Origin of the sequence: Enemella evansiae (assembly GCF_004362375.1) — a bacterium.
Lineage (GTDB): Bacteria > Actinomycetota > Actinomycetes > Propionibacteriales > Propionibacteriaceae > Enemella > Enemella evansiae.
The window spans coordinates 58,167-80,915 of record NZ_SNXA01000008.1 but is presented as its reverse complement, the minus strand read 5'-3'; the positions used below and the strand labels follow the sequence as shown (position 1 = coordinate 80,915).

Sequence of the window (22,749 nt, the reverse complement as noted above, 5' to 3'; positions counted from 1 at the left end):
TTCCGCCATGACCACGACACCAGCCCAGCGGGCCGGCCGCTCCCTGCAGGATGTCATCGACGCGGTGCCGAACATCGCCGAGCACCTCTACAACGACACCCCGGGCGTACACGCCTCCACCCGGCCCGACCTGGTGCCCATCCCGCAGGAGTTCACCAACTGGCGCGACGAGCAGCGCGCCTGGGGCGAGACCGCGGTCCTGCTCAACCAGACCCACCACATGCCGGAGCTGATGGTCTCCGGTCCCGACGCGCGCCGACTGCTCAGCGAGCTGGCGGTGAACAGCCTGACCAACCTGCGCCCCGGGATCGCGAAGCAGTTGGTGGCCTGCAACTCCGCGGGTCAGGTGATCGGTGACTGCGTGCTCTATGACCACGGCGATGAACGCTATGAGCTGATCAGCGGCAAGACCCTGCTGAACTGGGTGCAGTTCAAGGCCGAGACCGGTGACCACGATGTCACCGTCGAACGCGACGAGAACACCTCCGACAACAGCACCGGTCGACGCTGGCGGTTCCGCTACGAGCTGGATGGCCCGAACGCCGGCGCGATCTTCGACAGGCTGGTCGAGGGCGGGGCGCCGGAGATCAAGTTCTTCCACACCGCCCAGGTGCTGATCGACGGCATCGAGGTGACCGCGCTGCGGCACTCGATGGCCGGCCATCAGGGGGTCGAGCTGTCCGGCCCGTTCGAGCACGACCAACGGATCCGGGAGGCGATCCTGGCAGCCGGCAGCGACTACGGACTCAAGCAGGGCGGCACCAAGGCATACTTCACCACCAACCTGGAGAGCGGCTGGATCGGTTATCCGTTGCCGGCGATCTACACCGCCGAGGACCTGCGGGACTTCCGGGAATGGCTGCCCGACGACGGCTGGGAGGCGAAGTTCCAGCTGGGCGGGAGCTTCCGCTCCGCCAACATCGAGGACTACTACGTGACGCCGTTCGACCTCGGCTACGGCAAGATCGTCAAGTTCGATCACGACTTCGTGGGCCGTGCAGCACTCGAGGCGATCGCCGGCCAACCGCCGCGGCGCCGGGTCACCCTCGCCTGGCACGATGCCGACGTCGAGGAGGTCTTCGGCTCCATGTTCGGCGACGACCTCCCCTACCGCTATCTCGAGCTGCCGATGGTCTCCTACGGGATGCCGCACAACGACGAGGTGCGCGACACCGCGGGCAACCTGATCGGCCGCTCCACCTGGGCCGGGTTCAGCACCAACGAGCACAAGCTGCTCTCCCTCGGCTTCGTCGATGCGGTGATGGCCGAACCCGGCACCGAGGTCGTGGTGGTCTGGGGTGAACCGGACGGTGGTTCCCGCAAGCCCCGCATCGAACGGCACCGGCAACGGGAGATCCGCGCCACGGTGGGCACGGTCCCCTACTCGAAGAGTGTCGGGGTGATGAAGCAGGCCAGCGTCGGCGGTGGCAGCTGACCGGTTCAGCTCGACCCGCGACTGACCGGATCATCTCGACACGCGACTGACCGGTTCATCTCGACACGCAACCCCGGTGCCGCTTCGCGGCACCGGGGTTGCTACTCGATGAACGTGGGAACGGGCGCGTACTCAATCAGGCAAGGGATTCCCGCCACGCCTGATGCAGTCGGGCGTACGGGCCGTCGGCGTCCAGCAGCAGCTCCGGTGGCCCGTCCTCGATGATCCGGCCGTGTTCCAGCACCAGCACCCGATCGGCGATCTCCACGGTCGACAGGCGGTGCGCGATGATGATCGCGGTCCGGTCGGCGAGCACGGTCTGCAGGGCCCGCTGCACCAGTCGCTCGGCGGGGATGTCCAGGCTGGAGGTCGCCTCGTCCAGGATGATCACCGCGGGGTCGGCGAGGAACACCCGGGCGAAGGCGACCAGCTGCCGTTGCCCGGCCGACAATCGGGAGCCCTGCTTGCCGGTGTCGGTGTCATACCCCTCGGACAGCCCGCTGATGAACGCATCGGCACCGACCGCCCGCGCGGCCGCGATCACCTCCGCCCGGCTCGCCCCGGGCCGGCCGACCTCGATGTTGTCGGCGATCGACCCGTCGAAGATGAAGTTCTCCTGGGTGAGCAGCACCACCGCCCGGCGCAGGTCGTCGTCGCTGATCTCCCGCAGGTCGATCTCGTCCAGGCGTACCGCGCCCGAATCGGGGTCGTGGAAGCGCGCGATCAGTTTCGCGATGGTGGTCTTGCCGGCCCCGGTGGTGCCGACCAGGGCCACCGTCTGACCGGCGGGGATGTCCAGCTCCAGGCCGGGCAGCACATCCCGCTCGGCGACATAGCCGAAGTGCACCGCGTCGAACCGCACCCGCCCCCGCGGCTCGGTGAGCGGCGTGGGGTGCTCGGATTCGGCCACCTGGGGCCGCTCCTCGAGCACCCCGGAGATCTTCTCCAGCGCCGAGGTGGCCGCCTGGAAGAGGTTGTAGAACTGGCTGATCTCCCCCATCGGCTGGAAGAACATCCGCAGATAGAGCAGGAACGCAGCCAGCACGCCGACGGTCACATCGCCCTGCAGTGCCATCAACCCACCGACCAGCAGCACCAGCCCGATCGCCACATTGCCGATCAACCGGGTCCCGGGCATGAACACCGCCATCAACCGGAACGCCTTCACGTTGGCGTCCTTCAACCGGGTGGCGGCGAGGGTGAAGATCTGCTGGTTCCGGCGTTCCCGACGGTACGCCTGCACGGCCCGGATCCCGGTCATCGACTCGACGAACTGCATGATGGTGACCGCGGTCAGCTCCCGCACCCGCCGGTAGGCGCGGGTGGAGTTGATGGAGAACCAGACAAGCAGTCCGGCCAGCAGCGGCAACGCGAACAGGGCGACCAGCCCCAGCCGGAAATCCAACCAGAGCAGGATCACCGCGATCCCGACCACGGTGAACGCGGCCCGCACCAGGGTGTCGACCCCCTCGGCGAAGAGGTCGGCGATCGCGTCCACATCGTTGGTCAGTCGGGAGATCACCCGCCCGGAGGTGTAGCGGTCGTGGAAGGACACATCGAGACGCTGGAAGTGCTGGAACATCCGCCGCCGGATCTCCAGCAGCACCTGCTGGGCGACCCGCCCGGACAGCCGTTGGAAGACGTACTGGCCGGCGGCCTGGCAGAGCACCGCGGCCACCATCACCGCGAGCACGGTGAGCAGCGGGCCAGCGCTGCCGGCGCTCAGTGCCGGGACGCCGAAGTCGATACCGCGGCGGACCAGCTCGGGGGCGGCGAGCCGGGCCACGTTCTCCACCACCACGGCGGCGACGATCAGCCAGGCCAGGTGCCGGTAGGGGTACAGCAGGCTGCCGAGCAATCGCCGGCTGCGCCGCTTCAGGAAACCGGCACCCTGGGCGGTGAGCTCCTCGGCCTCCTCGGCGCGGACGCCGCGCCAGGCCTCCAGTTCGTCGACCTCGGCGCGGTCGGCATCGGCGGCCGGGCGGCTGATCTCGGCGCTCACGAGGCCGCCTCCTCGTCCTCGATTTCGTCGAACTCCTGCTCACAGTCGAAATCCGCCGACATCAGCTCCCGGTAGCGCGGATCATTGGCGAGCAACTCGGTGTGGGTGCCGACCGCGGTGATCGTGCCGTCCACCAGCATCGCCACCCGATCGGCCAGCAGCACGGTGGAGGCGCGGTGCGCGACGATGATCGCGGTGGAGTTGCCGAGCACCCGGGCCAGGGCGGCTTCGACGAGCGCCTCGGTGTGGATGTCGAGCGCGGACAGGGTGTCATCGAGCACCAGCACACTGGGGCGTACCAGCACCGCACGGGCCAGCGCGAGCCGCTGCCGCTGCCCGCCGGACAGGCTCATCCCCTGCTCCCCGATCCGGGTGTCCAACCCCCAGGGCAGGTCGTGGACGAAGTGCGCCTGGGCGACCTCGATCGCCTCGGCGATCTCCTCATCGGTCGCATCGGCGCGGCCCAGGGTGAGATTCTCGCGGGCCGACATCGAGAACAGCGTCGCATCGGAGAAGGCGGTGGCGACCTGGCCGCGCAGATCGTCCAGGTCCAGCTCCCGCAGGTCGATCCCGTCCAGGGTGATCCGGCCACTGGTGACATCGCGGAGCCGGGCGATCAGCTGGGTGAGGGTGGTCTTGCCGGACCCGGTGCCGCCGACGATGGCGATGGTCTCCCCCGGTGCGATGCGCAGATTCAACCCGTGCAGCACGTCGACATCGCTGTCCGGGAAGCGGAATCCGGCGTTCTCGAAGGACAACGCACCACCCGCGCGGGGCAGGCGTACCTCCCCGGAGACGATGTCGGAGCGGGAATCGAGCACCTCGCAGACCCGGTCGGCGGCGGTCATCGCGTCCTGGGTCATCGAGAGCAGGAAGCCGAGCGCGGTGACCGGCCAGACCAGCGACAGCAGCAGCGTCATGAAGGCGACCAGGGTGCCCAGGGTGATCGTTCCGTTCGCGGCGGCGTACGCCCCGATGCCGAGCACGATGATCGCCACCACCGAGGGGATGACATCCAGCAGGGTGAAGAAGCGCGAGATCAGCCGGACCCGGGAGAGCTGGGTGTCATAGAGGGTGCTGGCGGCGGAGTCGAAGCGCTGGTACGCCCAGCGCTGGCGGCCGAAGGCGCGCAGCGTCCGCAGCCCGTGCACCGACTCCTGGACCACCGAGGCGGCATCCCCGGTCTGGTCCTGGATCCGCCGCGAGAGTTTGGTGTAGTCACGTTCCATCCGCAGGCAGAGCCAGATCACCGGGCCCACGCCGAGCAGCACCACCACCCCGAGCGGCCAGTAGAGCCGGATCAGCAGCACCACGGTGATCGCGATCTGCAGCAGCGAGGCCAGCAGCATCAACAGCCCGAAGCTGGTGAACCGGCGCATCACCGACAGGTCGTTCATCATCCGCGACAGCAGCTGACCGGACTGCCAGCGGTCGTGGAAGGCCATCGGCAGCCGTTGCAACCGGGCATAGAGGTCGAGCCGGACGCTGGTCTCGGTGGCCAGGGTGACCTCGCTGGACAGCCAGCGGCGAATGAACCCGGCTCCGGCGGCCGAGATGCCGATGACCAGGGCGAGCACGCCGTAGCGGATCACCCCGGCCCGGTCCCCGGCGGCCAGTGGTCCGTCGATCGCCGCGCGGGTGAGCAGCGGGATCGCCAGCATGGTGACGATGTCGTAGCCGTCGAGCACGGCCATCGTCCAGAACCGGCCGAGCCGCGGGCGCAGGTACGCCCGGAGTCGCCACAGGCTGGTGGCCCGTCCCCATCCGCGGGTGGCCGGGGCCACCAGGGGTGCGCGGTCGAGTGCGTCGGCGGTGCCCGGCACGAAAATCCTCCTAGGTCTCCCGGTCACGTTATCCGGTCGACCGGTCGGACTCGAATGGATTTCCAGTCTGCTACTTCAAGTGCGCTTGAACTCAAGCCTTCGAGCCGGCGCCGCGGTAGAAGCGGCCGAGGAACTCGTCCTTGAAGGCGTCGAACTCGCCGGTGCCGATGCTGGCGCGGATGTCGTCGACCAGGCGTACGGTGAACCGCTCGTTGTGGATGGTGGCCAGCGTCGAGGCCACCATCTCACGAGCCTTGAACAGGTGGTGCAGGTAGGCGCGGGTGTAGTGCGCGCAGGTGTAGCAGTCGCAGGATTCGTCGATGGGGTTGAAGTTGCGGCGATTGGCGGCGGTGTTCACGTTGAACCGACCATCGGCGGTGTAGAGGGCGGCATTGCGCGCGACCCGGGAGGGTTGGACGCAGTCGAAGGTGTCCGCACCGGCGGCGATCGCGGCGAAGAAATCGTCGGGTTCGGAGATGCCGAGCAGATGCCGGGGGCGGTCTTCGGGCAGTTCGGAGCTGACCCAGTCGACGATGGTGCCGAGATTCTCCTTCTCCAGCGCGCCGCCGATCCCGAAACCGTCGAACCGCTGCCCGGCGACCTCCATCGCGCCGAGGTCCCGGGCTGCCTTGCGGCGCAGATCCTCGTACTGGGCGCCCTGCAGCACCCCGAACAGCGCCTGGTAGGGCTTGTCGGCCCGTTCGGCGGTGAGCTCGCGGTGCGCGGCCAGGCAGCGCTCGGCCCAGAGCCGGGTCCGCTCCAGCGACTCCTCCTGGTAGGCGCGGGTGTTCATCAGCGTGGTCAGCTCGTCGAAGGCGAAGATGATGTCCGCACCGAGCTGGTGCTGGACCCGCATCGAGATCTCGGGGGTGAACCGGTGCCGGTCCCCGTTCAGGTGGGACTTGAAGGTGACGCCGTCGTCATCGACGTGCGCGAGCCGTTCCTTGCCCTCGGCGATCACGTCGTCGTCGCTGACCCGGCTGGAGTCCATCGACAGCACCTTCTTGAAGCCGACGCCCAGGCTCATCACCTGGAAGCCACCGGAGTCGGTGAAGGTCGGCCCGGGCCAGTTCATGAACGCCCCCACCCCGCCGGCCTCGTCGACGATGTCGGCACCGGGCTGCAGATAGAGGTGGTAGGCGTTGGCGAGCACGGCCTGCGCACCGAGGTCACGCATCGCCTCCGGCAGCACCGCCTTCACGGTCGCCTGGGTGCCGACGGCGATGAAGGCGGGGGTCTGGATCTCACCGTGCGGGGTGTGGATGATCCCGGTACGCCCCTGCCGATCGGGCAGGCGGTCACGGACCTCGAAGGAGAACGGCACCCCAGGAGGATAGTCGCCCGCGCTCATCCGGTGGGCCATCCAACGTTCATCGAGTAGCGGCTCCGGCTCCGCGGAGCGGAGCCGGAGCCGCGTGTCGAGATGAACTCACCCCGGCAGTCCCAGGTACCCGGCGGCCACCACACCGGCGGTGGAGGTGCGCAGCACCCCGTCGCTGATCGACACCGGCCGGGCCCCGGCGGCGGTCAGGGCGTCGAGCTCCTCGGGACTGATCCCACCCTCCGGGCCGACCACCAGCAGGATCTCACCGGCAGCCGGGATCTGCTGCTGGGCAAGGGATTCGGTCGCGTTCTCGTGCAGCACCAGGGCCAGGTCGGCGGTCTGCACGCGGGTGGTGAGCTGTCTGGTGCTGAGCGGGCCGGCGACGGCGGGTACGCGGAGCCGGCGGCTCTGCTTGGTGGCCTCGCGCGCGGTGCTGGCCCACTTGCGCAACGACTTGGCACCGCGCTCCCCGGTCCACTTCACGATCGAGCGGGACGCCTGCCAGGCAAGGATTTCGGCGACCCCCACCTCGGTCATCATCTCCACCGCGAGCTCGCCGCGATCCCCCTTGGCCAACGCCTGCGCCACGGTGAGCCGGCGCGCGGGCGGCGGTACGGCCAGCAGCTCGCGCACGGTCACGTCGAGACCCTGCTTGTCCGCGGCGGTCACCTCACCGATCAACCCGCGACCGGACCCGTCGGCGAGCAGGATCTCCTCCCCGGCGGTGATCCGCTTGACCACCGCCGCATGCCGCCCCTCGCCACCACCGAGGCGTACGCCGCTGCCCGGGGTGGGCAGCGGGTCGGCCAGGTCGGTCAGGAAGAGCGGTCGGGTCACCTCAGCGCAGCGCTTCCCAGAAGCGCTCGAAGCGGCCCTTCTCGCGCTTGTGCACCTGGGCCTCGACCTTGGTCTCCTCCCGGAGCTCGGCAAGGTTCCGCAACAGCTCGCGCTGCTGCTCGGTCAGCTTGGTCGGGGTCTGCACCAGCAGGGTGACACCCAGGTCGCCGCGGCCCCGGCCACGCAGCTGCGGGATGCCGCGGCCGTCGATGGTGAGCCGGGTCCCGGACTGGGTACCGGCCGGCACCTTGAGGCGTACCGTCGCCTCCTGCGGATCGGCGTCGGGCTGGTCGGCCTCCAGGGTCTGGATGTCCAGCTCGGTGCCGAGCGCGGCGGCGGTCATCGGGATCTTGGCGACCATCTCCAGGTCGTCGCCGTTGCGCTTGAACAGCGGATGGTCGGCGACGATCAGCTCGACGTAGAGGTCGCCGGCGGGCCCGCCGCCGGGGCCGACCTCACCCTGGGAGGCCAGATGGATCCGGTTGCCGGAATCGACGCCGGCCGGGATCTTCACGGTGATCTCGCGGGGTGCGCGGATCCGCCCCTCGCCGTCGCATTCGCCGCAGGGGTTGGGAATCACGGTGCCGTAGCCACGGCAGGTCGGGCAGGGCTGACTGGTCCGGATGTCGCCGAGGAAGGATCGCTGGATCTGGGTGACATCGCCGCGGCCGTGGCAGGTGCGGCACTGTTCGGGCTTGGAGCCCTCGGCCGCGCCGGCGCCCTGGCAGACCGGGCAGAGCACGGCGGTCTCCATCGAGATCGCCCGCGAGACGCCGAAGGCCGCCTCGTGCAGTTCCAGCTCGAGCTGGATCAGCGCGTCCTGGCCGCGGCGTACCCGCGACCGCGGGCCGCGGGAGGCCTGCTGGCCGAACATCGCATCGACCAGATTGGTGAAGTCGAAGCCGGCACCACCGAAATCGCCGAACCCACCGGCGCCGCCGAAGCCCGCACTCGCCCGCCCCGACGGATCGCCACCGCGGTCGTAGATGCTGCGCTTGCGCTCGTCGGCGAGCACGTCGTAGGCCTCCTGCACCTGCCGGAACTTCTCCGCCGCGCCGTCCTCGCTGGTGACGTCGGGGTGATAGCGCATCGCCATCCGGCGATAGGCCTTCTTGATCTGGTCGGTGGAGGCGTCGCGGGCGACGCCGAGGACCTCGTAGTAGTCAGTCATCGTTGGAATTTCTTGTCATCCTTCGCTGAGGAATCGACCGACGTAGCGCGCCACGGCACGCACCGTCGCCATCGTTGAGGGGTAGTCCATCCGGGTCGGACCGACGATGCCCATGGAGGCCCAGACATCGTCATGGCTGCCGTATGCCGAGGCCACCAGTGAGGTGGTCTGCAGCGGGGCGTAGTCGTTCTCACGGCCGATGCGTACGGTCACATCATCGGCGCTGACACTCTCATCCAGCAGTTTCAACAGCACCACCTGTTCCTCGAGCGCCTCCAGCACCGGCTGCACGGTGCTGTTGAAGTCGCCCAGCCGGGTCAGGTTGGGCACCCCACCGACCATTACCCGGGTCGCGGTGCCCGAGCCGAGGATCTCCAGCACCGCGGCGATGGCGACCTGGGTGGTCGCCTGGTCCTCGGGTCCGACCGCGCTGCTCAACCGGCTCAGTTCGTTGGCGGCCTCGGCCTGGGCACGACCGAGCACGGCCTCGTTGAGCCGGGTCTTGAGCACCGACAGCTGCTCCTCGGTGTGTCCGGGCAGCTCGACGGTGCGCTGCTCCACCCGACCGGCGGAGTTGATCACGATCAGCAGCACCCGATCGGGGGTCAGCGAGACCACCTCGACATGCCGCAGCGTGGTCGCCGACAGCACCGGGTACTGCACGATGGCGACCTGCTGGGTGATCTGGGCGAGCAGGCGTACCGTGCGGGCGACGATCTCGTCCACATCGGCCGCCCCGGAGAGGAAGGTCTGGATGGCGCGCCGCTCGGCCGCCGACAGCGGCTTGAGCCCGGCCAGTCGGTCGACGAAGAGCCGGTAGCCCTTGTCGGTCGGGATCCGGCCCGCACTGGTGTGCGGCTGCGCGATGTAGCCCTCGTCCTCCAGCGCCGCCATGTCGTTGCGCACCGTCGCCGGCGACACCCCGAGGTCGTAGCGGTCCACCAGCGCCTTGGAACCCACCGGTTCACGGCTGGACACGTAGTCGGTGACGATGGCCCGCAACACCTGCAGCTTGCGTTCGTCGAGCATCATCCACCTCCTGCGTCCCTGTTGGCCCGATCGCCGAACACCGGAGTTTGGCACTCATCCGGCGCGAGTGCCAGTCTAGCTCGTATGAACCACAGTGAGGGCGAGTGGCAGCCGGTGGCGAATGGCGTCTGGCGACTGGTCGCCGAGCCCGATGCGGTGACGATCGGCCTGATCGCCGGGGAGACCGGCGCGGTGCTGGTGGACACCGGTTCGACCCCAGCCCAGGGCCGGGCGCTGGCCGCGAAGGTCGCCGAGGTGACCGACAAGCCGCTGGTCGGGGTGGTGATCACCCATGCCGATCGGGATCACTGGTTCGGACTGGCCGGCATCGAGGGTGTGACCGCCTATGGGCACGAGTCGCTGGCCGAGCGGGTCTCCGATGCCGAGACCCTGGTCGAGGCCGAGTCGCTCGGAGTGGCGGTCGATGAGCTGCGGGTGCCGGAGCGGTTGTTCTCGGTGGCCGCGGCGATCGACCTCGGCGGGGTGGTCGTCGAGCTGCTGCATCTCGGCGCGGCGCACACCGAGGGCGATGTGCTGGTGAACGTGCCGTCGGCCGGGGTGCTGTTCACCGGCGATCTGGTCGAGGAACCGGCACCCTGGTTCGGTCCGCGGTCCTCCCCGCGCGGTTGGCCGGAGGTGCTGAACATGGTGCTCGGCATGGTTCGTCCGGACACGGTGATCGTGCCCGGTCACGGCGCGGTGGTCGATCTGGACTTCCTGGTGCGCCAGCTGGCCGCGCTGGCGTCCCTGCCGCCCGAGGCGGAGCGGTTGGTGCGGTCGGGCGTACGCCTGGAGCGGGCCGAGGCGGAGGGCGAGTGGCCCTTCGACTGGGCCCGCGTCGAGGCCGGGGTGCGCACCGCGTACGCCGAACTGGCCGCCGACGGCGTACGCACCCGCCTCCCGCTGGCCGGCGATCACTGACCTAGCCCCCACCCCCGCGCACGATCGTCGTCGTCACCCGGGTCAGACACGGCTCGACCGGAGTGGAGCTGAAACCGAACCGCGGCGCCGGATCGACCGGTGCCAACTCCCCCAGTGGCCGGCCCCGCCAACTACCGGCCAACTCGATCACCCGATGCTGGTCATGCGCGCCGTAGTACTCGCGCCGCCCGCCGCCGGCGCTGCCCCTGGTGCGTACACCGGGAAAGATCCGCCGGGCGATCGGGTCGGCGATCGTGGCAAATCCACGGCTCCGCTCGATCGCGTCGGGCACGGCGTGCAACAGCCTGCCCGCCGCGGTGCGACCGCCGAGCCGCAACCGGCAGGCCAGGTCGCCGGCCGTCAGCCGCCACCGATCGGCGGCCACCGACAACTCCACCGGTACGACGACCACCTCGTCGAACCGATAGGTATCCGACACGTAGTCGGCCACCTCGTTGGTCGGTGCGAGCAGCAGCCGCCGGTCCTCGGGCGTCGCCACCATCACATCGGTGAAGGAGCCCAGCGGGGACGATGCCCAGTCACCGATCACCAGACGCAGCCCGCTGGTACTGCCGGCGCCGAGGATCCGGCCGGTGAAGCGGTCGATCACCGGGCGCCGGCGACCCATTCGGCGCCGACCTGCCAGGCGGGCTCGTCGACGCCGACCACCAGTGGACCGCCCTCGGTCTGTCCCTGGTAGTCCTGGCCGTTGATCAGCCGGGCGACGCCGCCGAGTTCGCGGACGAGAAGGGCGCCGGGGATGTGGTCCCAGGGCTTGATCGCGCGGTAGACGAGGACGTCGTTACCGCCGGCGCAGAGCTTCGGGTAGTCGATCCCGCAACTGAACGCGGTCCAGGCGAGCTCGGCGATCTGCGGCGGGGTGGCGCTGCGGCGCAGGCTGCGCATCGAGGTCTCGGCGTGCAGCAACTCCGGATCGGGCGCGCGCCGGGTCACCCGCTCGCCGTTGCGGTAGGTACCGGCGCCGCGCTCGGCCACCCACGCCGCGTCATGCTCGGGCTGCCAGATCCAGCCGCGGACGATCTCACCCGCGCGTACCTCACCGATCATCACCGCATAGTCGGCGGTGCCCTCGACGAAGTTGCGGGTGCCGTCGACCGGATCGACGACGAACGCGTGCTCGGCCTCGCGGAGCCCGTTGACCAGTGCCGGGTCGGCGGCGGTGGCCTCCTCGCCGACGACCAGGGCCTCCGGGTACGCCTTCAGCAGGGCCTCGGTGAGCAGCACCTCGGCCTCCTGGTCGGCGACGGTGACGAAGTCGCCCGGGTTCTTCTCGGCGATGTCGCCGGAGGAGAGCGCGCGCCAGCGGGGCCGGATCACCTGCTCAGCGGTCTCCTTGATCAGGTCCAGCATCGCGTCGGTCGTCATCGCCATGCCCCCAGCCTGCCGCATCCGGGTCGAGAGGAATGTGGCTGTTCGGGTTGCGGCCCTCCCGGATCATCTGTATCGTTTTACTAGATCGATTTAGAGCAGTCTTCAGGGAGGGAGTGGTCGTCATGCCGAAGGCGACGTTGAAGTCGGTGGCCGCCGAGGTCGGGGTCTCCCCCGCCACGGTCTCCAACGCCTACAACCGGCCCGACCAGCTCTCCGTCGAGTTGCGGGAGCGGGTCTTCGAGACCGCGAAGCGGCTCGGCTATCCCGGCCCGAACCCGACCGCGCGGAACCTGCGCAGCGGGCGTACCGGCTCGTTCGGAGTGCTCTACAACCACAGCCTTTCCCACGCCTTCTCCGATCCGTTCGCAAGCATGTTCCTGGCCGGACTCGGCGGTGCCGTCGAGGACGTCGGGTCCGGGCTGCTGCTGATTCCGCTCAAGGCCGGTGACCGTGAGGTCGACGTCGACGTGCTGCGGCGTACGCCGGTGGACGGGTTGGCCGATGTCTGCCTGACCCGGAGCCAGGCCCAGCAGGTGCAGGAGATCGCCACTCAGCGCGAGATTCCCTTCGTCTCTTCGGTTTGCGACGATCCGGCAATCGATCACATCGGCCTCGATGACTTCGCCGGCGGACGGATGATGGGTGAGCAGCTGGCTCGACTGGGGCACCGCAGGGTCGCGATCGTGCTGGACTTCCACGACCACGCCGGCCCGGTGGAGGTGATCGCGGTGGACCGGCTTTCCGAGCACTTCTGGGCCCGGATCCACGGCCTGATCGCCGGCCTGGACGGCGCCGAGGTGACCTTGGTGGACGCCGGTTGGAACGCCCACGACACCGGTTACCGCGCGGGCGGCTGGGTGCTGGACCAGCGGAACCGGCCGACCGCGATCGTCGGGGTCAGCGACGTAATGGCACTCGGCGTCCTCGATGCCGCCCGCGAGCGTGGGGTCGACGTGCCACGAGAGCTGTCGATCGTCGGCTTCGACGACATCCCCGCGGCCGGCCCCGCCGGCCTGACCACCCTGGCCCAGCCGATCACCGAGCGCGGCGAGCTCGTCGGCAAGCTGCTGCTCGACCCGAAACGTCAACCACGGCAGGTGATCCTGCCCACCGAAGTGAAGGTCCGGCGTACCACCGGCCCCGCGAACGAGAGGAACTCATGATGATGTGGACGACCCCCGGTACGCAGCAGGCGCTGCGTCAGAACACCTCGGCCCTGCCCACCGCACCGGTGGTACCCGAGCCGGAACCGAACCGCTGGCGGATCATGCTCGCCGCCGCGCTGCGTCGCGCCGGCCAGGCCAGCATCACCCTGGCGGTACGGGTGGAGCCGCGTCCCGCCCCGCGCTGCATCCCCAGCCCCAACTGACCTCCCCCCGCTCATCGAGTAGCGACCCATGCGGAGCTTGCGGAGCAATGGGTCGCGTGTCGAGATGAAGCCGAGTCATCTCGACACGGAGCCCGGCTCCGCAAGCTCCGCCGGGTCTCCTACTCGATGAGCGTTCAGCCGCCCTGGTGATCAAGCGTCACGAAGTCGATCAGCTTCTCCACCTCGGTGAGCAGTTTGGGATCGAGGTCGGACCACGAGTTCACCTTGCCCAGCAGCAGCTGCCAGGCCTTCGCGATGTCGGTCTGGTTGCGGTGCGGCAGGCCGAGGTGGTCGAGGATGCCGGACTTCCAGTCGGTACCGCGGGGGATGTCGGGCCAGGCTTTCAGCCCGACGCGTTCGGGTTTGATGGCCGCCCAGATGTCGATGAACCGGTGGCCGGTGACGAAGACCCACTCGGCGTACCTGCCGCGGGCGACCTCGTCGGCGATCCGCTGCTCCTTGCTGCCGGGCACCAGGTGATCGGCGAGTACGCCGAGCCGGCGGCCCTGTTCGGGGGCGAACTTCGCCACGATCTCGGGCAGGTCGTCGATGCCACCGAGGTATTCGACGACGACGCCGACGTGGCGCAGGTCATCGCCCCAGATCTTCTCCACCAGTTCGGCGTCGTGGCGGCCCTCGACGTAGATCCGGCTGGGCAGCGCGACCTTCGCCTGCCTGGTCGGCGTACCGCGGCGGGAGCCGGAGGCGGTGTGGGTGAGCGCCTTCGGCGGGGCCTGCTTCTTCCCGACGACCAGGTTGACCGGCTCGCCCTCCAGCCACAGGCCGGGGCCGAGCGGGAAGCTGCGCTTCTTGCCCCGCCGGTCCTCGAGGACCACGACGCCGTTCTCCCAGCGCACCACGGCGCCGCAGAATCCGGTTGTCGGGTCCTCCAGCACCAGGTCCCGCTCGACGGCGAGCTCGCGGGACTGCTTCTTCCCGGCCTTCTGCCAGCCGGGTTTCAGGACATCAGCCGAGTAGCGATCGTGGGAAGGCACCCGGCGACCATACGCGGGGGACGGCCCCGCGGCTCGGATCCACGCCGCAGAGCCGATCTCTTGGGACCGATCCGCCCGTGTTTCGCGCTGGGAGCGGCGATAACTGCTGACAAAGTCCTATTTCGTCAGTCGATGAGGTCGCGGACGACGCCGTCGGCGAGCAGGCGGCCGTCGAGGGTGAGGACCAGGCGCTCACCGCGCACCTCGGCCAGGCCGCGGGTGACCACCGAGTCGACGCGGGCGCGTTCGCTGTCGCTGAGCACCGCCAGCGGCAGGCCCTCGGCGAGCCGCAGTTCGAGCAGCACCCGCTCGATCCGGCGGCTGTCGGCGTCGAGGCTCTCCCGGGCGTACGCCGGGCTCTCCCCCGCCGCCAGCCGGCCGGCATAGGCGACCGGATGCTTGACGTTCCAGAACCGTACGCCGCCGACGTGACTGTGCGCCCCGGGCCCGATCCCCCACCAGGTGTCACCGCGCCAGTACCCGAGATTGTGCCGGCAGCGGTGCTGCTCGCCGCGCGCCCAGTTGCTCACCTCATAGGCACTGAATCCCTGTGTGGACAGCATTTCGGAGGCCAAGAGGTATTTGTCGGCCAGGTCGTCCTCGTCCGGCATCGCGAGTTCGCCGCGGCGTACCCGACCGGCCAGCCGGGTGCCGTCCTCGACGATCAGCGAGTATGCGCTCAGGTGGTCCACCTCGGCGGCCAGCGCCGCCGTCAGCGACCGGCGCCAGTCGTCGACGCTCTCCCCCGGGGTGCCATAGATCAGGTCCAGGCTGATCGACTCGAACCCGGCCGCCCGCGCCTCGGCGACGGCCTGCTGGGCGCGACCCGGGGTGTGTTCGCGGTCCAGCACCCGCAGCACGTGCTCGGCGGCCGACTGCATGCCGAAGGAGATCCGGGTGAAGCCCGCCTCCCGCAGCGCCACCAGATCCGCGGCACTCACCGAGTCGGGGTTGGACTCGGTGGTCACCTCGGCGTCCTCGGCCAGGCCCCACCGCTCCCGTACGCCGGTCAGCAACCGGGCCAGCTCGGCGGGTGGCAGCAGGGTCGGCGTACCCCCGCCGACGAAGACGGTGTCGACCCGCGGTGCCCGGTCGCCGAGCACCCGGGCCGCGAGTTCCACCTCGGCCAGCGCGGAGTCAACGTAGTCGCTGCGGGAGGCCCCCGGGCCGAGTTCGGCCGCGGTGTAGGTGTTGAAGTCGCAGTAACCGCAGCGGGTCCGGCAGAACGGCACGTGCAGGTATATCCCGAATGCGCGGTCGGCCACCTCGGCCAGCGCAGCGGCGGGCAGTGACCCGTCGACCGGCGCCGGATCGCCCTCGGGCAGGGTCGACGGCATGGCGCTCCTCGGATCGGTCTGACTCCGGCGGATGTCCGGAACCGGTCCAGCGTAGCCACCCCGTCCTCGGCTGCTGGAAACTTCAACTACGCTGGCCTGCGGCCGTGTGCCGTTTCCTGCACACTCCCAGAGGAGGAAAGACAACGTGGGCAATCCGATTCGTGTCGCCATCGTCGGCGTCGGCAACTGTGCCTCGTCACTGGTCCAGGGCGTGCAGTTCTATGCCGACGCCCCGGACACCGAGACCGTGCCGGGTCTGATGCACGTGCGCTTCGGTGACTACCACGTCGGCGATGTGCAGTTCGTCGCCGCCTTCGACGTGGATGCCGAGAAGGTCGGCACCGATCTGGCCGAGGCCATCAACGCCTCGCAGAACAACACGATCAAGATCTGCGATGTGCCGACCACCGGGGTGACGGTGCAGCGCGGTCCGACCCTCGACGGCCTGGGTCGCTACTACCTCGAGACGATCACCGAATCCGATGCCGAACCGGTCGATGTGGTCCAGGTGCTCAAGGACGCCGAGGTGGATGTGCTGGTCAGCTATCTGCCGGTCGGTTCGCAGAAGGCGGACGAGTTCTATGCCCAGTGTGCACTGGACGCCGGTTGCGCCTTCGTCAACGCGCTCCCGGTCTTCGTCGCCGGCACCGCCGAGTGGGCCGAGAAGTTCACCCAGGCAGGGATTCCGATCGTCGGCGACGACATCAAGTCCCAGGTCGGGGCGACGATCACCCACCGCGTGATGGCCCGGCTGATGGAGGAACGCGGTTACACCGTGGACCGCACCTACCAGCTCAACGTCGGCGGCAACATGGACTTCAAGAACATGCTGGAGCGCGACCGGCTGGAGTCCAAGAAGATCTCGAAGACCCAGGCCGTCACCTCGAACATCCCGCACGAGCTCGAGGAACGCGACGTGCACATCGGCCCCTCCGATTACGTCGGTTGGTTGGAGGATCGCAAGTTCGCGTTCGTACGCCTGGAGGGTCACGGTTTCGGCAATGCGCCGATGTCCATCGAGTACAAGCTCGAGGTCTGGGATTCCCCCAACTCCGCCGGCGTGATCATCGACGCCATCCGGGCCGCCAAGATCGGCCTGGACCGCGGCATCGGTGGCCCCCTGCTGTCCGCCTCGGCGTACCTGATGAAGTCCCCGCCGGAGCAGCGCCCGGACAACGAGGCCCGCGAACAACTCGAGGCCTTCATCCGCGGCGATCTGGAGCGCTGAGGCAGCGAACACCCGCGGCGGTGGCTGTGGACAACCGGGTACCGCCGGCCCTCGAATGGTGCTGGGCTGGTTGTCATGACCACTACCCCGCCCCGCCCGATCGCCCTGCCCGCTGAACCCGCCGACTACGCCGGCCTGACCCGCGGCCCGCTGCACGCCTGGTGGCGGCCGTTCTGGTCGCTGCTGCTGCTGGCAGTGGTCGCCGGGATCCTCACCGTTGTGCTCATTCTGCTGGCGGTGGGCATCACCATCGCACGTGGCCTGCCACCGACCGCCACGCTGACCCAGTTCGACGTCTTCACCAACGGCGCACTCGGGTTGCTGCTGAACAATCTCTCGCTGAGCATCTCGATCCCGGCGGTGATCGTCGCGACCGCGCTGGCCCAACGCCTCCCCCGCGGTTATGTGTCCTCGGTGACGGGGCGATTCCGCTGGCGATGGTTCCTCCGGATCACGCTCTGCCTGCTGCCGGTGTTCCTGCTCACCATCGGCACTGTCCGCGCGATCAACTACACCGGTGTCCGTCCCGAACCCCAGTGGGGTTGGCTGATCCTGGTGGTCCTGCTCACCACGCCGCTGCAGACTGCCGGGGAGGAATACCTCTTCCGGGGCTGGCTGCCACAGAACGTGGGCGGCTGGTTCCGAGCCCGGTGGCTGGCCTGGGGCGTACCGGTGCTGCTGTCGACCGCGATCTTCGCGCTGCTGCACCTGTCACTCGATCCGTGGGTGCTCGCCGACTTGGCGATCTTCGCCGTGGCGGCCTCGGTGATGACCTGGCGGACCGGCGGAATCGAAGCTGCCATCGCGATGCATGTGCTGAGCAATGCGCTGATACTGGGTTCGGGGGCGGTGCTCGGCGGGTTGCGCAACAGCTTCGTCACCCAGCAGACCACCGGCAGCTGGGATCTGGTGGTGGTCACGCTGATCACCCAGGGCCTCAGCGTGGCCGTGGTGTTCTGGGCCGCACGCCGTTTCGGGATCCAGCGGCTCAGCGCGCCACCACCGGCCGGTTCAGTCGGCGATCCGGGCGTACGCCTCGGCGAGCGCGCGGGCTGACCGGTCGACCAGGTCCTTCCATGCCAGCGCCTGCTGATCGGCGGAATCCGAGACGTGCTTGATCATCCGCAGGGGTACGCCGAGCGCGCGGCAGGCGTACGCGATCGCGAAACCCTCCATGTCGACCAGGTCGCAGCGTCCGAGCAGCGCCTCCCGCGCCGCCCCACCGGCGACGAAGGAATCACCGGTACCGAGGACCGGCCCGTCGCCGGTCAGCTCGATCCGGTTCTCCACCCGGACACCGGCGGCGGCCAGCACCTCTTCGTCGATGTCCCGGTTGAGCACCGCGGACGGTTCGAAGATCCCGCTCAGCCCTTCGGTCAGGGCACCGCAGCTGCCCAGGTTGATCGCCCGCAATTCGTGTCGGGATTGGGGATCCGGGCAGCGCTGCAGGATCTCCCGGGTCGCGGCGACGGCGGCCGGGGTCATCCCGACCCCGGTGATAACCAGGTCGACATCGGCCGGCAGGTGGGCCGCTTCCCAGCGGTGGGCGACGAGAACGAGTGGACGCACCCGAGCAGGCTATCGGTCCCCCGCCACCGATCGCCGGTCAGCGGTGCCGGCCGGTGTTGGCCAACCCGCCCACCGACTCCTTCACCGCCGGTGCCGGTGGCACAGCGGTGCCGGTGGGCGCCGCCGTGGGTGTCGGCGTGCCCGGGCCCGCGGTGGTCGGGCCGGGGCTGGGGCTGGGTGTCGCGCTGGGGCTGGGGGTCGGGGTGCAGCGAGCGGCCGGCACGTCGTGGCGGCCGTCGGGGGTGAAGGGGCTGGTGATGCTGGGGGCACCGTTCTCCAGGTGGCCGGTGATCCAGAACCGGTTCTCCCCGGCACGGACGATCAGGTCGTACCAGCCATGCATGGCACAGGTGTCGATGGTCCGGGTGATGCTGGCGCGGGCGCCGAGCTGGATCCGGGTCACCGCACCGGTGCCGGTCGCGGGGCCGGTCGCGGCATCGGTCAGTTCGACCGTCAGCGGTGTATCCCCGGTGTTGCCGATCTCCACCCGGAGCAGGCCGGCGCCATGGTCGGAGGAGGCGGTCACCAGCAGGGTCCCGTCGGTGCGGAAGTCGCGGCGGAAGCGGTTCGGGCCCAGCACCACGATCTCGCGGACAGCGCCCGCGCGGGCCGTCGTCCCGCCCGTCCGGGTCTGACCGAGCGGCAGGGTGAGCTGCCCGGAAACCACGCGGTGCAAGGGATCGCCGCCACCGCTGAGGTCCAGCACCGCGACGTTGGCCGCAGCCTTTCCGGTATTGGTCAGCTGCAGCCGGTCGGAGCCGGGATCGTAGCTGGCGTCGAGGCGGTAGGGCAGGGCATCCGCCGGGCGCACCCCGGCCTCCTGCCGAGGCAGTTGCTGCTGCTGCGGCGGGGTCGGCTTCCAGCGGCTGGTGAACGGCGGCACCGGGCCGGGCCGGGTCAGCGCCGGCAGGCTCGGCGTCGGCGTCCCACCGAGGTCGAGCACCCCGGCCAGGTCCCCGGTGACGCTGCGCCGCCAGTCCGAGATCTGGGTGCAGGCGACCCCGGTCCAGGTCTCCAGCAACCGGATCACCGAGGTGTGGTCGAAGACCTGGGAGTTGACCCGACCCCCGACGGTCCAGGGCGAGACGACCAGCATCGGCACCCGCGGGCCCAGCCCGGTCGGCAAGCCGTCCCACCACTCCTCGCTCACCGAGCGAGGCGGGACCGGATGCAGCAGGTGGTCGAAGTAGCCGTCGAACTCGTCGAAGGTGAGGATGAACACCGTCTTGCGCCAGACCGCGGGATTGTCGCCGAAGGCCTGCAGCAGATCGTGCACCAGTTGGGAACCCTCGATCGGTGAGGAGCCGGCCGGATGCTCACAGTCCTCGGAGTTGGCGACCAGGTGGGTGACCCGCGGCAGTGCGTCCCGGGCCACCTGATCGGCGAAGGCGGCCGCCAGCGTACCCGCCGGTCGACGGCGCAGCGCCCGGTCGAACAGCTCCCGGTCGGCCGGGGACACCTGGGCCAGTGCGGCCTCGAGCTGGTCCAGCAGCGTCCGCCGCCGGTTCTCATCGGCCCGCAGCACCGCACCGTAGAACGACTCCATGTTCGTCCACACCCCCGGGACCCGGCTGAGCACCCGCCGCGTCAATTCCTTGTAGGGCTGGAAATACTCCTCGTTGGAGTCGGTGAAGTTGTCCCACTCCTGCAGGATCTGCCAGGACACCCCGGCCCGCTGGAGCTCCTGCTGATAGGTGGGCCAGTCGTAGCCGGCATGGGTCTCCGCGTAGGCGGCGTTGTCGACGGCGCGGCGTACGCCACCCGGTTCGTAACCGGTCTTCCCGCTGATCAGGTGGTTCCGGTTGGGGCTGGTCCCGGCGGTGATCGAGCAGAAGTAGTGGTCGCAGATGGTGAAGTTGTCGGCGAGCTCGAACTGGAAGGGCAGGTCGCGCCGGTCGTAGGCCGCCATCGTCGCCGCCCCCTTGGCCGCGATCCAGTTGTCCTCCCAGCCGTTGTTCCAGGCGCGGCCACCGTCGGCCCAGCTGTGCGGCAGCGAGGCGATGTATTCGATGTCGTTGGCGCCGGCGTCGCGGGCCTCGCGGACCAGGAAGGGCAGCTGGTGACCACCACCGGAGGTCGGCTGGGCGAAGACGGTGCCGCCGTCGCGGGTGGGTGCGACGGTCTTGTCGGCGGAGCCGCAGACCCCTTGGAGGGTGCCGTAGTAGTGGTCGAAGGAACGGTTCTCCTGCATCAGGATGACCACGTGCTCGACGCCCTTGAGCCCACCCGGTGCCGGTGGCAGCGCCATCGCCGTGCGGAAGGAGGCGGGCAGCAGCGAGGCGGCACCGACGGCGGCGCCGAGACCGAGCAGGTGCCGGCGGGAGAGGGTGGTCATGGCAGGGATGGGGCGACTCATGCCGGGAAACCTGTCAGAGCCAGGTGATCACCGATCGATGGAAACCCAACAGCAGATGAACATTCGGCGACCGGTGCGGGTTGCCGCCGCTGGGCGACCTACTTCTTCTCGGACTTGTCCTTGCCACCCTCGCCGGTGGAGAGCGCGGCGACGAAGGCCTCCTGCGGGACCTCGACGCGGCCCACCACCTTCATCCGCTTCTTGCCCTCCTTCTGCTTCTCCAGCAGCTTGCGCTTGCGGGAGATGTCACCGCCGTAGCACTTGGCGAGCACGTCCTTGCGGATCGCGCGGATGGTCTCGCGGGCGATCACCCGGGAGCCGATCGCGGCCTGGATCGGCACCTCGAACTGCTGCCTGGGAATGAGTTCCTTGAGCTTGGCGGCCATCGCGACGCCGTAGGCGTACGCCTTGTCCTTGTGCACGATCGCGGAGAACGCATCCACCGGCTCACCGTGCAGCAGGATGTCGACCTTGACCAGATCGCTGGCCTGCTCGCCGGCCTCGTCGTAGTCGAGGGAGGCGTACCCCTTGGTCCGCGACTTCAGCGCGTCGAAGAAGTCGAAGACGATCTCGGCCAGCGGCAGCTGGTAGCGGATCTCGACCCGGTCCTCGGACAGATAGTCCAACCCCAGTTGGACTCCTCGCTTCTGCTGGCACAGTTCGAGGATGGTGCCGATGTATTCGGCCGGGGCCAGGATCGTCGCCTTGGTGACCGGCTCGTGCACCTCGGCGATCTTGCCGTCGGTCGGGTATTCGCTCGGGTTGGTCACCACATGCTCGGTGCCGTCCTCCATCACGATCCGGTAGACCACATTGGGCGCGGTGGAGATCAGATCGAGGTTGAACTCGCGCTCCAGCCGCTCCCGGACGATCTCCATGTGCAGCAGGCCGAGGAAGCCGACCCGGAAACCGAAGCCGAGCGCGGTCGAGGTCTCCGGCTCGTAGGTGAGCGCGGCGTCGTTCAGCTGCAGCTTGTCCAGCGCCTCGCGAAGCTCGGTGAAGTCGTTGGCGTCGATCGGGAACAGCCCCGAGTAGACCATCGGGTTCGGGTGCTTGTAACCCGAGAGCATCTCGGTGGCCGGATTGGTCGCCGAGGTCACGGTGTCGCCGACGCGGGACTGCCGGACCTCCTTCACCCCGGTGATCAGGTAACCGGTCTCGCCGACGCCGAGCCGGTCCACCTTCGTCGGCTCCGGCGAGATCACCCCGACCTCGAGCACCTCGTGGGTGGCCCGGGTGGACATCATCAGGATCTTCTCGCGGTGGCTGAGTTCGCCGTCGACGACCCGGACGTAGGTGACCACGCCGCGGTAGGTGTCGTAGACGGAGTCGAAGATCAGCGCCCGCGCCGGCGCGTCGGCGTCGCCGACCGGCGGCGGGACCTGCTCGACCAGATGGTCCATGAGTTCGCGTACGCCCTCGCCGGTCTTGGCGCTCACCTTGAGCACATCGCTCGGCTCACAGCCGATGATGCCGGCCAGCTCGGCGGCGTACTTCTCCGGATTGGCGCTGGGCAGGTCGATCTTGTTCAGCACCGGGATGATCTCGAGATCGGCGTCCAGGGCCAGATAGAGGTTGGCCAGCGTCTGCGCCTCGATGCCCTGGGCGGCGTCGACGAGCAGGATCGCCCCCTCGCAGGCCTCCAGGGACCGGGACACCTCATAGGTGAAGTCGACGTGGCCGGGGGTGTCGATCATGTTCAGCACGTAGGTCTGGTCGCCGATCTCATAGGGCATCCGGACGGCCTGCGACTTGATCGTGATGCCGCGCTCGCGCTCGATGTCCATCCGGTCCAGGTACTGCGCCCGCATCGTCCGGTCATCCACCAGCCCGGTCAGCTGCAGCATCCGGTCGGCCAGGGTCGACTTGCCGTGATCGATGTGGGCAATGATGCAGAAGTTCCGGATGATCGCCGGATCGGTGCGGCCGGCGGCGGGTGTGGTCGGGGCCATGTGCTTCCT

19 protein-coding genes are annotated in these 22,749 nt (G+C 69.2%); 6 read left to right on the top strand and 13 right to left on the bottom strand.

What is annotated here, in order from left to right; translation table 11 throughout:
- The first annotated feature begins 7 nt into the window (after nucleotides 1–7).
- Entirely contained in the window at nucleotides 8–1,435 is a 1,428-nt protein-coding gene (locus C8D81_RS00955; protein ID WP_094430027.1) for an aminomethyltransferase family protein, read from the top strand.
- A 136-nt stretch (nucleotides 1,436–1,571) separates the two neighbouring features.
- On the opposite strand, the gene C8D81_RS00950 is transcribed toward C8D81_RS00955, so the two are convergent.
- The 6 genes from C8D81_RS00950 to hrcA all read right to left on the bottom strand — a co-directional run bounded on the left by C8D81_RS00950 (nucleotide 1,572) and on the right by hrcA (nucleotide 9,621).
- Nucleotides 1,572–3,437, bottom strand: coding sequence for an ABC transporter ATP-binding protein (locus tag C8D81_RS00950; protein ID WP_208109066.1), 1,866 nt, complete (start codon nucleotides 3,435–3,437; stop codon nucleotides 1,572–1,574).
- A complete protein-coding gene (locus tag C8D81_RS00945; protein WP_229119481.1) occupies nucleotides 3,434–5,260 on the bottom strand; it encodes an ABC transporter ATP-binding protein in 1,827 nt (608 codons plus the stop codon). Before C8D81_RS00945 ends, C8D81_RS00950 begins: the two co-directional genes overlap by 4 nt.
- A 91-nt stretch (nucleotides 5,261–5,351) precedes the next feature.
- On the bottom strand, nucleotides 5,352–6,584 hold the full coding sequence (gene tgt, locus C8D81_RS00940; RefSeq protein ID WP_229119482.1) for a tRNA guanosine(34) transglycosylase Tgt: 1,233 nt from the start codon (nucleotides 6,582–6,584) through the stop codon (nucleotides 5,352–5,354).
- 105 nt (nucleotides 6,585–6,689) lie between these two features.
- Entirely contained in the window at nucleotides 6,690–7,421 is a 732-nt protein-coding gene (locus C8D81_RS00935; protein WP_094430028.1) for a 16S rRNA (uracil(1498)-N(3))-methyltransferase, read from the bottom strand.
- Nucleotide 7,422: 1 nt separating this feature from the next.
- Entirely contained in the window at nucleotides 7,423–8,592 is a 1,170-nt protein-coding gene (dnaJ, locus tag C8D81_RS00930; RefSeq protein ID WP_094430029.1) for a molecular chaperone DnaJ, read from the bottom strand.
- Nucleotides 8,593–8,607: 15 nt separating this feature from the next.
- Entirely contained in the window at nucleotides 8,608–9,621 is a 1,014-nt protein-coding gene (gene hrcA, locus C8D81_RS00925; protein WP_094430058.1) for a heat-inducible transcriptional repressor HrcA, read from the bottom strand.
- An 84-nt stretch (nucleotides 9,622–9,705) separates the two neighbouring features.
- Here hrcA and C8D81_RS00920 point away from each other — a divergent pair, with 84 nt between their 5' ends.
- A complete protein-coding gene (locus C8D81_RS00920; protein WP_094430030.1) occupies nucleotides 9,706–10,542 on the top strand; it encodes an MBL fold metallo-hydrolase in 837 nt (278 codons plus the stop codon).
- A 1-nt stretch (nucleotide 10,543) separates the two neighbouring features.
- Here the strand turns inward: C8D81_RS00920 and C8D81_RS00915 are convergent, their stop codons facing one another.
- Nucleotides 10,544–11,170, bottom strand: a complete 627-nt coding sequence (locus tag C8D81_RS00915; RefSeq protein WP_094430031.1) for a hypothetical protein — start codon at nucleotides 11,168–11,170, stop codon at nucleotides 10,544–10,546.
- Nucleotides 11,149–11,934 carry an inositol monophosphatase family protein gene (locus tag C8D81_RS00910; protein WP_208109065.1) on the bottom strand — a complete coding sequence of 262 codons (786 nt, stop codon included), beginning with the start codon at nucleotides 11,932–11,934 and terminating at the stop codon, nucleotides 11,149–11,151. The genes C8D81_RS00915 and C8D81_RS00910 overlap by 22 nt, the downstream gene beginning before the upstream one ends.
- A 122-nt stretch (nucleotides 11,935–12,056) precedes the next feature.
- Between C8D81_RS00910 and C8D81_RS00905 the strand changes: the two genes are divergently transcribed.
- Nucleotides 12,057–13,097 (top strand): LacI family DNA-binding transcriptional regulator, encoded by a 1,041-nt coding sequence (locus C8D81_RS00905; RefSeq protein WP_166646623.1) that lies wholly within the window; start codon nucleotides 12,057–12,059, stop codon nucleotides 13,095–13,097.
- On the top strand, nucleotides 13,097–13,303 hold the full coding sequence (locus C8D81_RS00900) for a hypothetical protein (protein WP_133625380.1): 207 nt from the start codon (nucleotides 13,097–13,099) through the stop codon (nucleotides 13,301–13,303). The genes C8D81_RS00905 and C8D81_RS00900 overlap by 1 nt, the downstream gene beginning before the upstream one ends.
- Nucleotides 13,304–13,437: 134 nt before the next feature.
- On the opposite strand, the gene C8D81_RS00895 is transcribed toward C8D81_RS00900, so the two are convergent.
- Nucleotides 13,438–14,298: a DUF3097 domain-containing protein gene (locus tag C8D81_RS00895; protein WP_094430034.1), complete on the bottom strand. Its 861-nt coding sequence runs from the start codon at nucleotides 14,296–14,298 to the stop codon at nucleotides 13,438–13,440.
- Between the two features lie 125 nt (nucleotides 14,299–14,423).
- Nucleotides 14,424–15,635 (bottom strand): radical SAM family heme chaperone HemW, encoded by a 1,212-nt coding sequence (gene hemW, locus C8D81_RS00890; protein WP_133625379.1) that lies wholly within the window; start codon nucleotides 15,633–15,635, stop codon nucleotides 14,424–14,426.
- 145 nt (nucleotides 15,636–15,780) lie between these two features.
- Between hemW and C8D81_RS00885 the strand changes: the two genes are divergently transcribed.
- Both C8D81_RS00885 and C8D81_RS00880 read left to right on the top strand, forming a co-directional pair.
- Nucleotides 15,781–16,863, top strand: coding sequence for an inositol-3-phosphate synthase (locus C8D81_RS00885; protein ID WP_094430036.1), 1,083 nt, complete (start codon nucleotides 15,781–15,783; stop codon nucleotides 16,861–16,863).
- A gap of 75 nt (nucleotides 16,864–16,938) precedes the next feature.
- Nucleotides 16,939–17,919 carry a CPBP family intramembrane glutamic endopeptidase gene (locus tag C8D81_RS00880; RefSeq protein ID WP_094430037.1) on the top strand — a complete coding sequence of 327 codons (981 nt, stop codon included), beginning with the start codon at nucleotides 16,939–16,941 and terminating at the stop codon, nucleotides 17,917–17,919.
- On the opposite strand, the gene C8D81_RS00875 is transcribed toward C8D81_RS00880, so the two are convergent.
- From C8D81_RS00875 to lepA, 3 genes are all read right to left on the bottom strand, one after another.
- A complete protein-coding gene (locus tag C8D81_RS00875; protein ID WP_094430038.1) occupies nucleotides 17,875–18,432 on the bottom strand; it encodes a nucleosidase in 558 nt (185 codons plus the stop codon). The two genes, C8D81_RS00880 and C8D81_RS00875, sit on opposite strands and share 45 nt — an antisense overlap.
- Nucleotides 18,433–18,469: 37 nt before the next feature.
- Complete coding sequence (locus C8D81_RS00870) at nucleotides 18,470–20,788, bottom strand: alkaline phosphatase family protein (RefSeq protein WP_208109064.1); 2,319 nt, start codon at nucleotides 20,786–20,788, stop codon at nucleotides 18,470–18,472.
- Between the two features lie 98 nt (nucleotides 20,789–20,886).
- On the bottom strand, nucleotides 20,887–22,740 hold the full coding sequence (gene lepA, locus C8D81_RS00865; protein WP_094430040.1) for a translation elongation factor 4: 1,854 nt from the start codon (nucleotides 22,738–22,740) through the stop codon (nucleotides 20,887–20,889).
- Between the last annotated feature and the right edge of the window lie 9 nt (nucleotides 22,741–22,749).

Bases quoted from the DNA above. Each gene is read 5' to 3' on its own strand.
- C8D81_RS00955 (WP_094430027.1), top strand. From the start codon at position 8: ATGACCACGACACCAGCCCAGCGGGCCGGCCGCTCCCTGCAGGATGTC.
- dnaJ (WP_094430029.1), bottom strand. From the start codon at position 8,592: ATGACTGACTACTACGAGGTCCTCGGCGTCGCCCGCGACGCCTCCACC.
- hrcA (WP_094430058.1), bottom strand. From the start codon at position 9,621: ATGCTCGACGAACGCAAGCTGCAGGTGTTGCGGGCCATCGTCACCGAC.
- C8D81_RS00920 (WP_094430030.1), top strand. From the start codon at position 9,706: ATGAACCACAGTGAGGGCGAGTGGCAGCCGGTGGCGAATGGCGTCTGG.
- C8D81_RS00915 (WP_094430031.1), bottom strand. From the start codon at position 11,170: ATGGGTCGCCGGCGCCCGGTGATCGACCGCTTCACCGGCCGGATCCTC.
- C8D81_RS00910 (WP_208109065.1), bottom strand. From the start codon at position 11,934: ATGGCGATGACGACCGACGCGATGCTGGACCTGATCAAGGAGACCGCT.
- C8D81_RS00905 (WP_166646623.1), top strand. From the start codon at position 12,057: ATGCCGAAGGCGACGTTGAAGTCGGTGGCCGCCGAGGTCGGGGTCTCC.
- C8D81_RS00900 (WP_133625380.1), top strand. From the start codon at position 13,097: ATGATGTGGACGACCCCCGGTACGCAGCAGGCGCTGCGTCAGAACACC.
- hemW (WP_133625379.1), bottom strand. From the start codon at position 15,635: ATGCCGTCGACCCTGCCCGAGGGCGATCCGGCGCCGGTCGACGGGTCA.
- C8D81_RS00880 (WP_094430037.1), top strand. From the start codon at position 16,939: ATGACCACTACCCCGCCCCGCCCGATCGCCCTGCCCGCTGAACCCGCC.
- C8D81_RS00870 (WP_208109064.1), bottom strand. From the start codon at position 20,788: ATGAGTCGCCCCATCCCTGCCATGACCACCCTCTCCCGCCGGCACCTG.
- lepA (WP_094430040.1), bottom strand. From the start codon at position 22,740: ATGGCCCCGACCACACCCGCCGCCGGCCGCACCGATCCGGCGATCATC.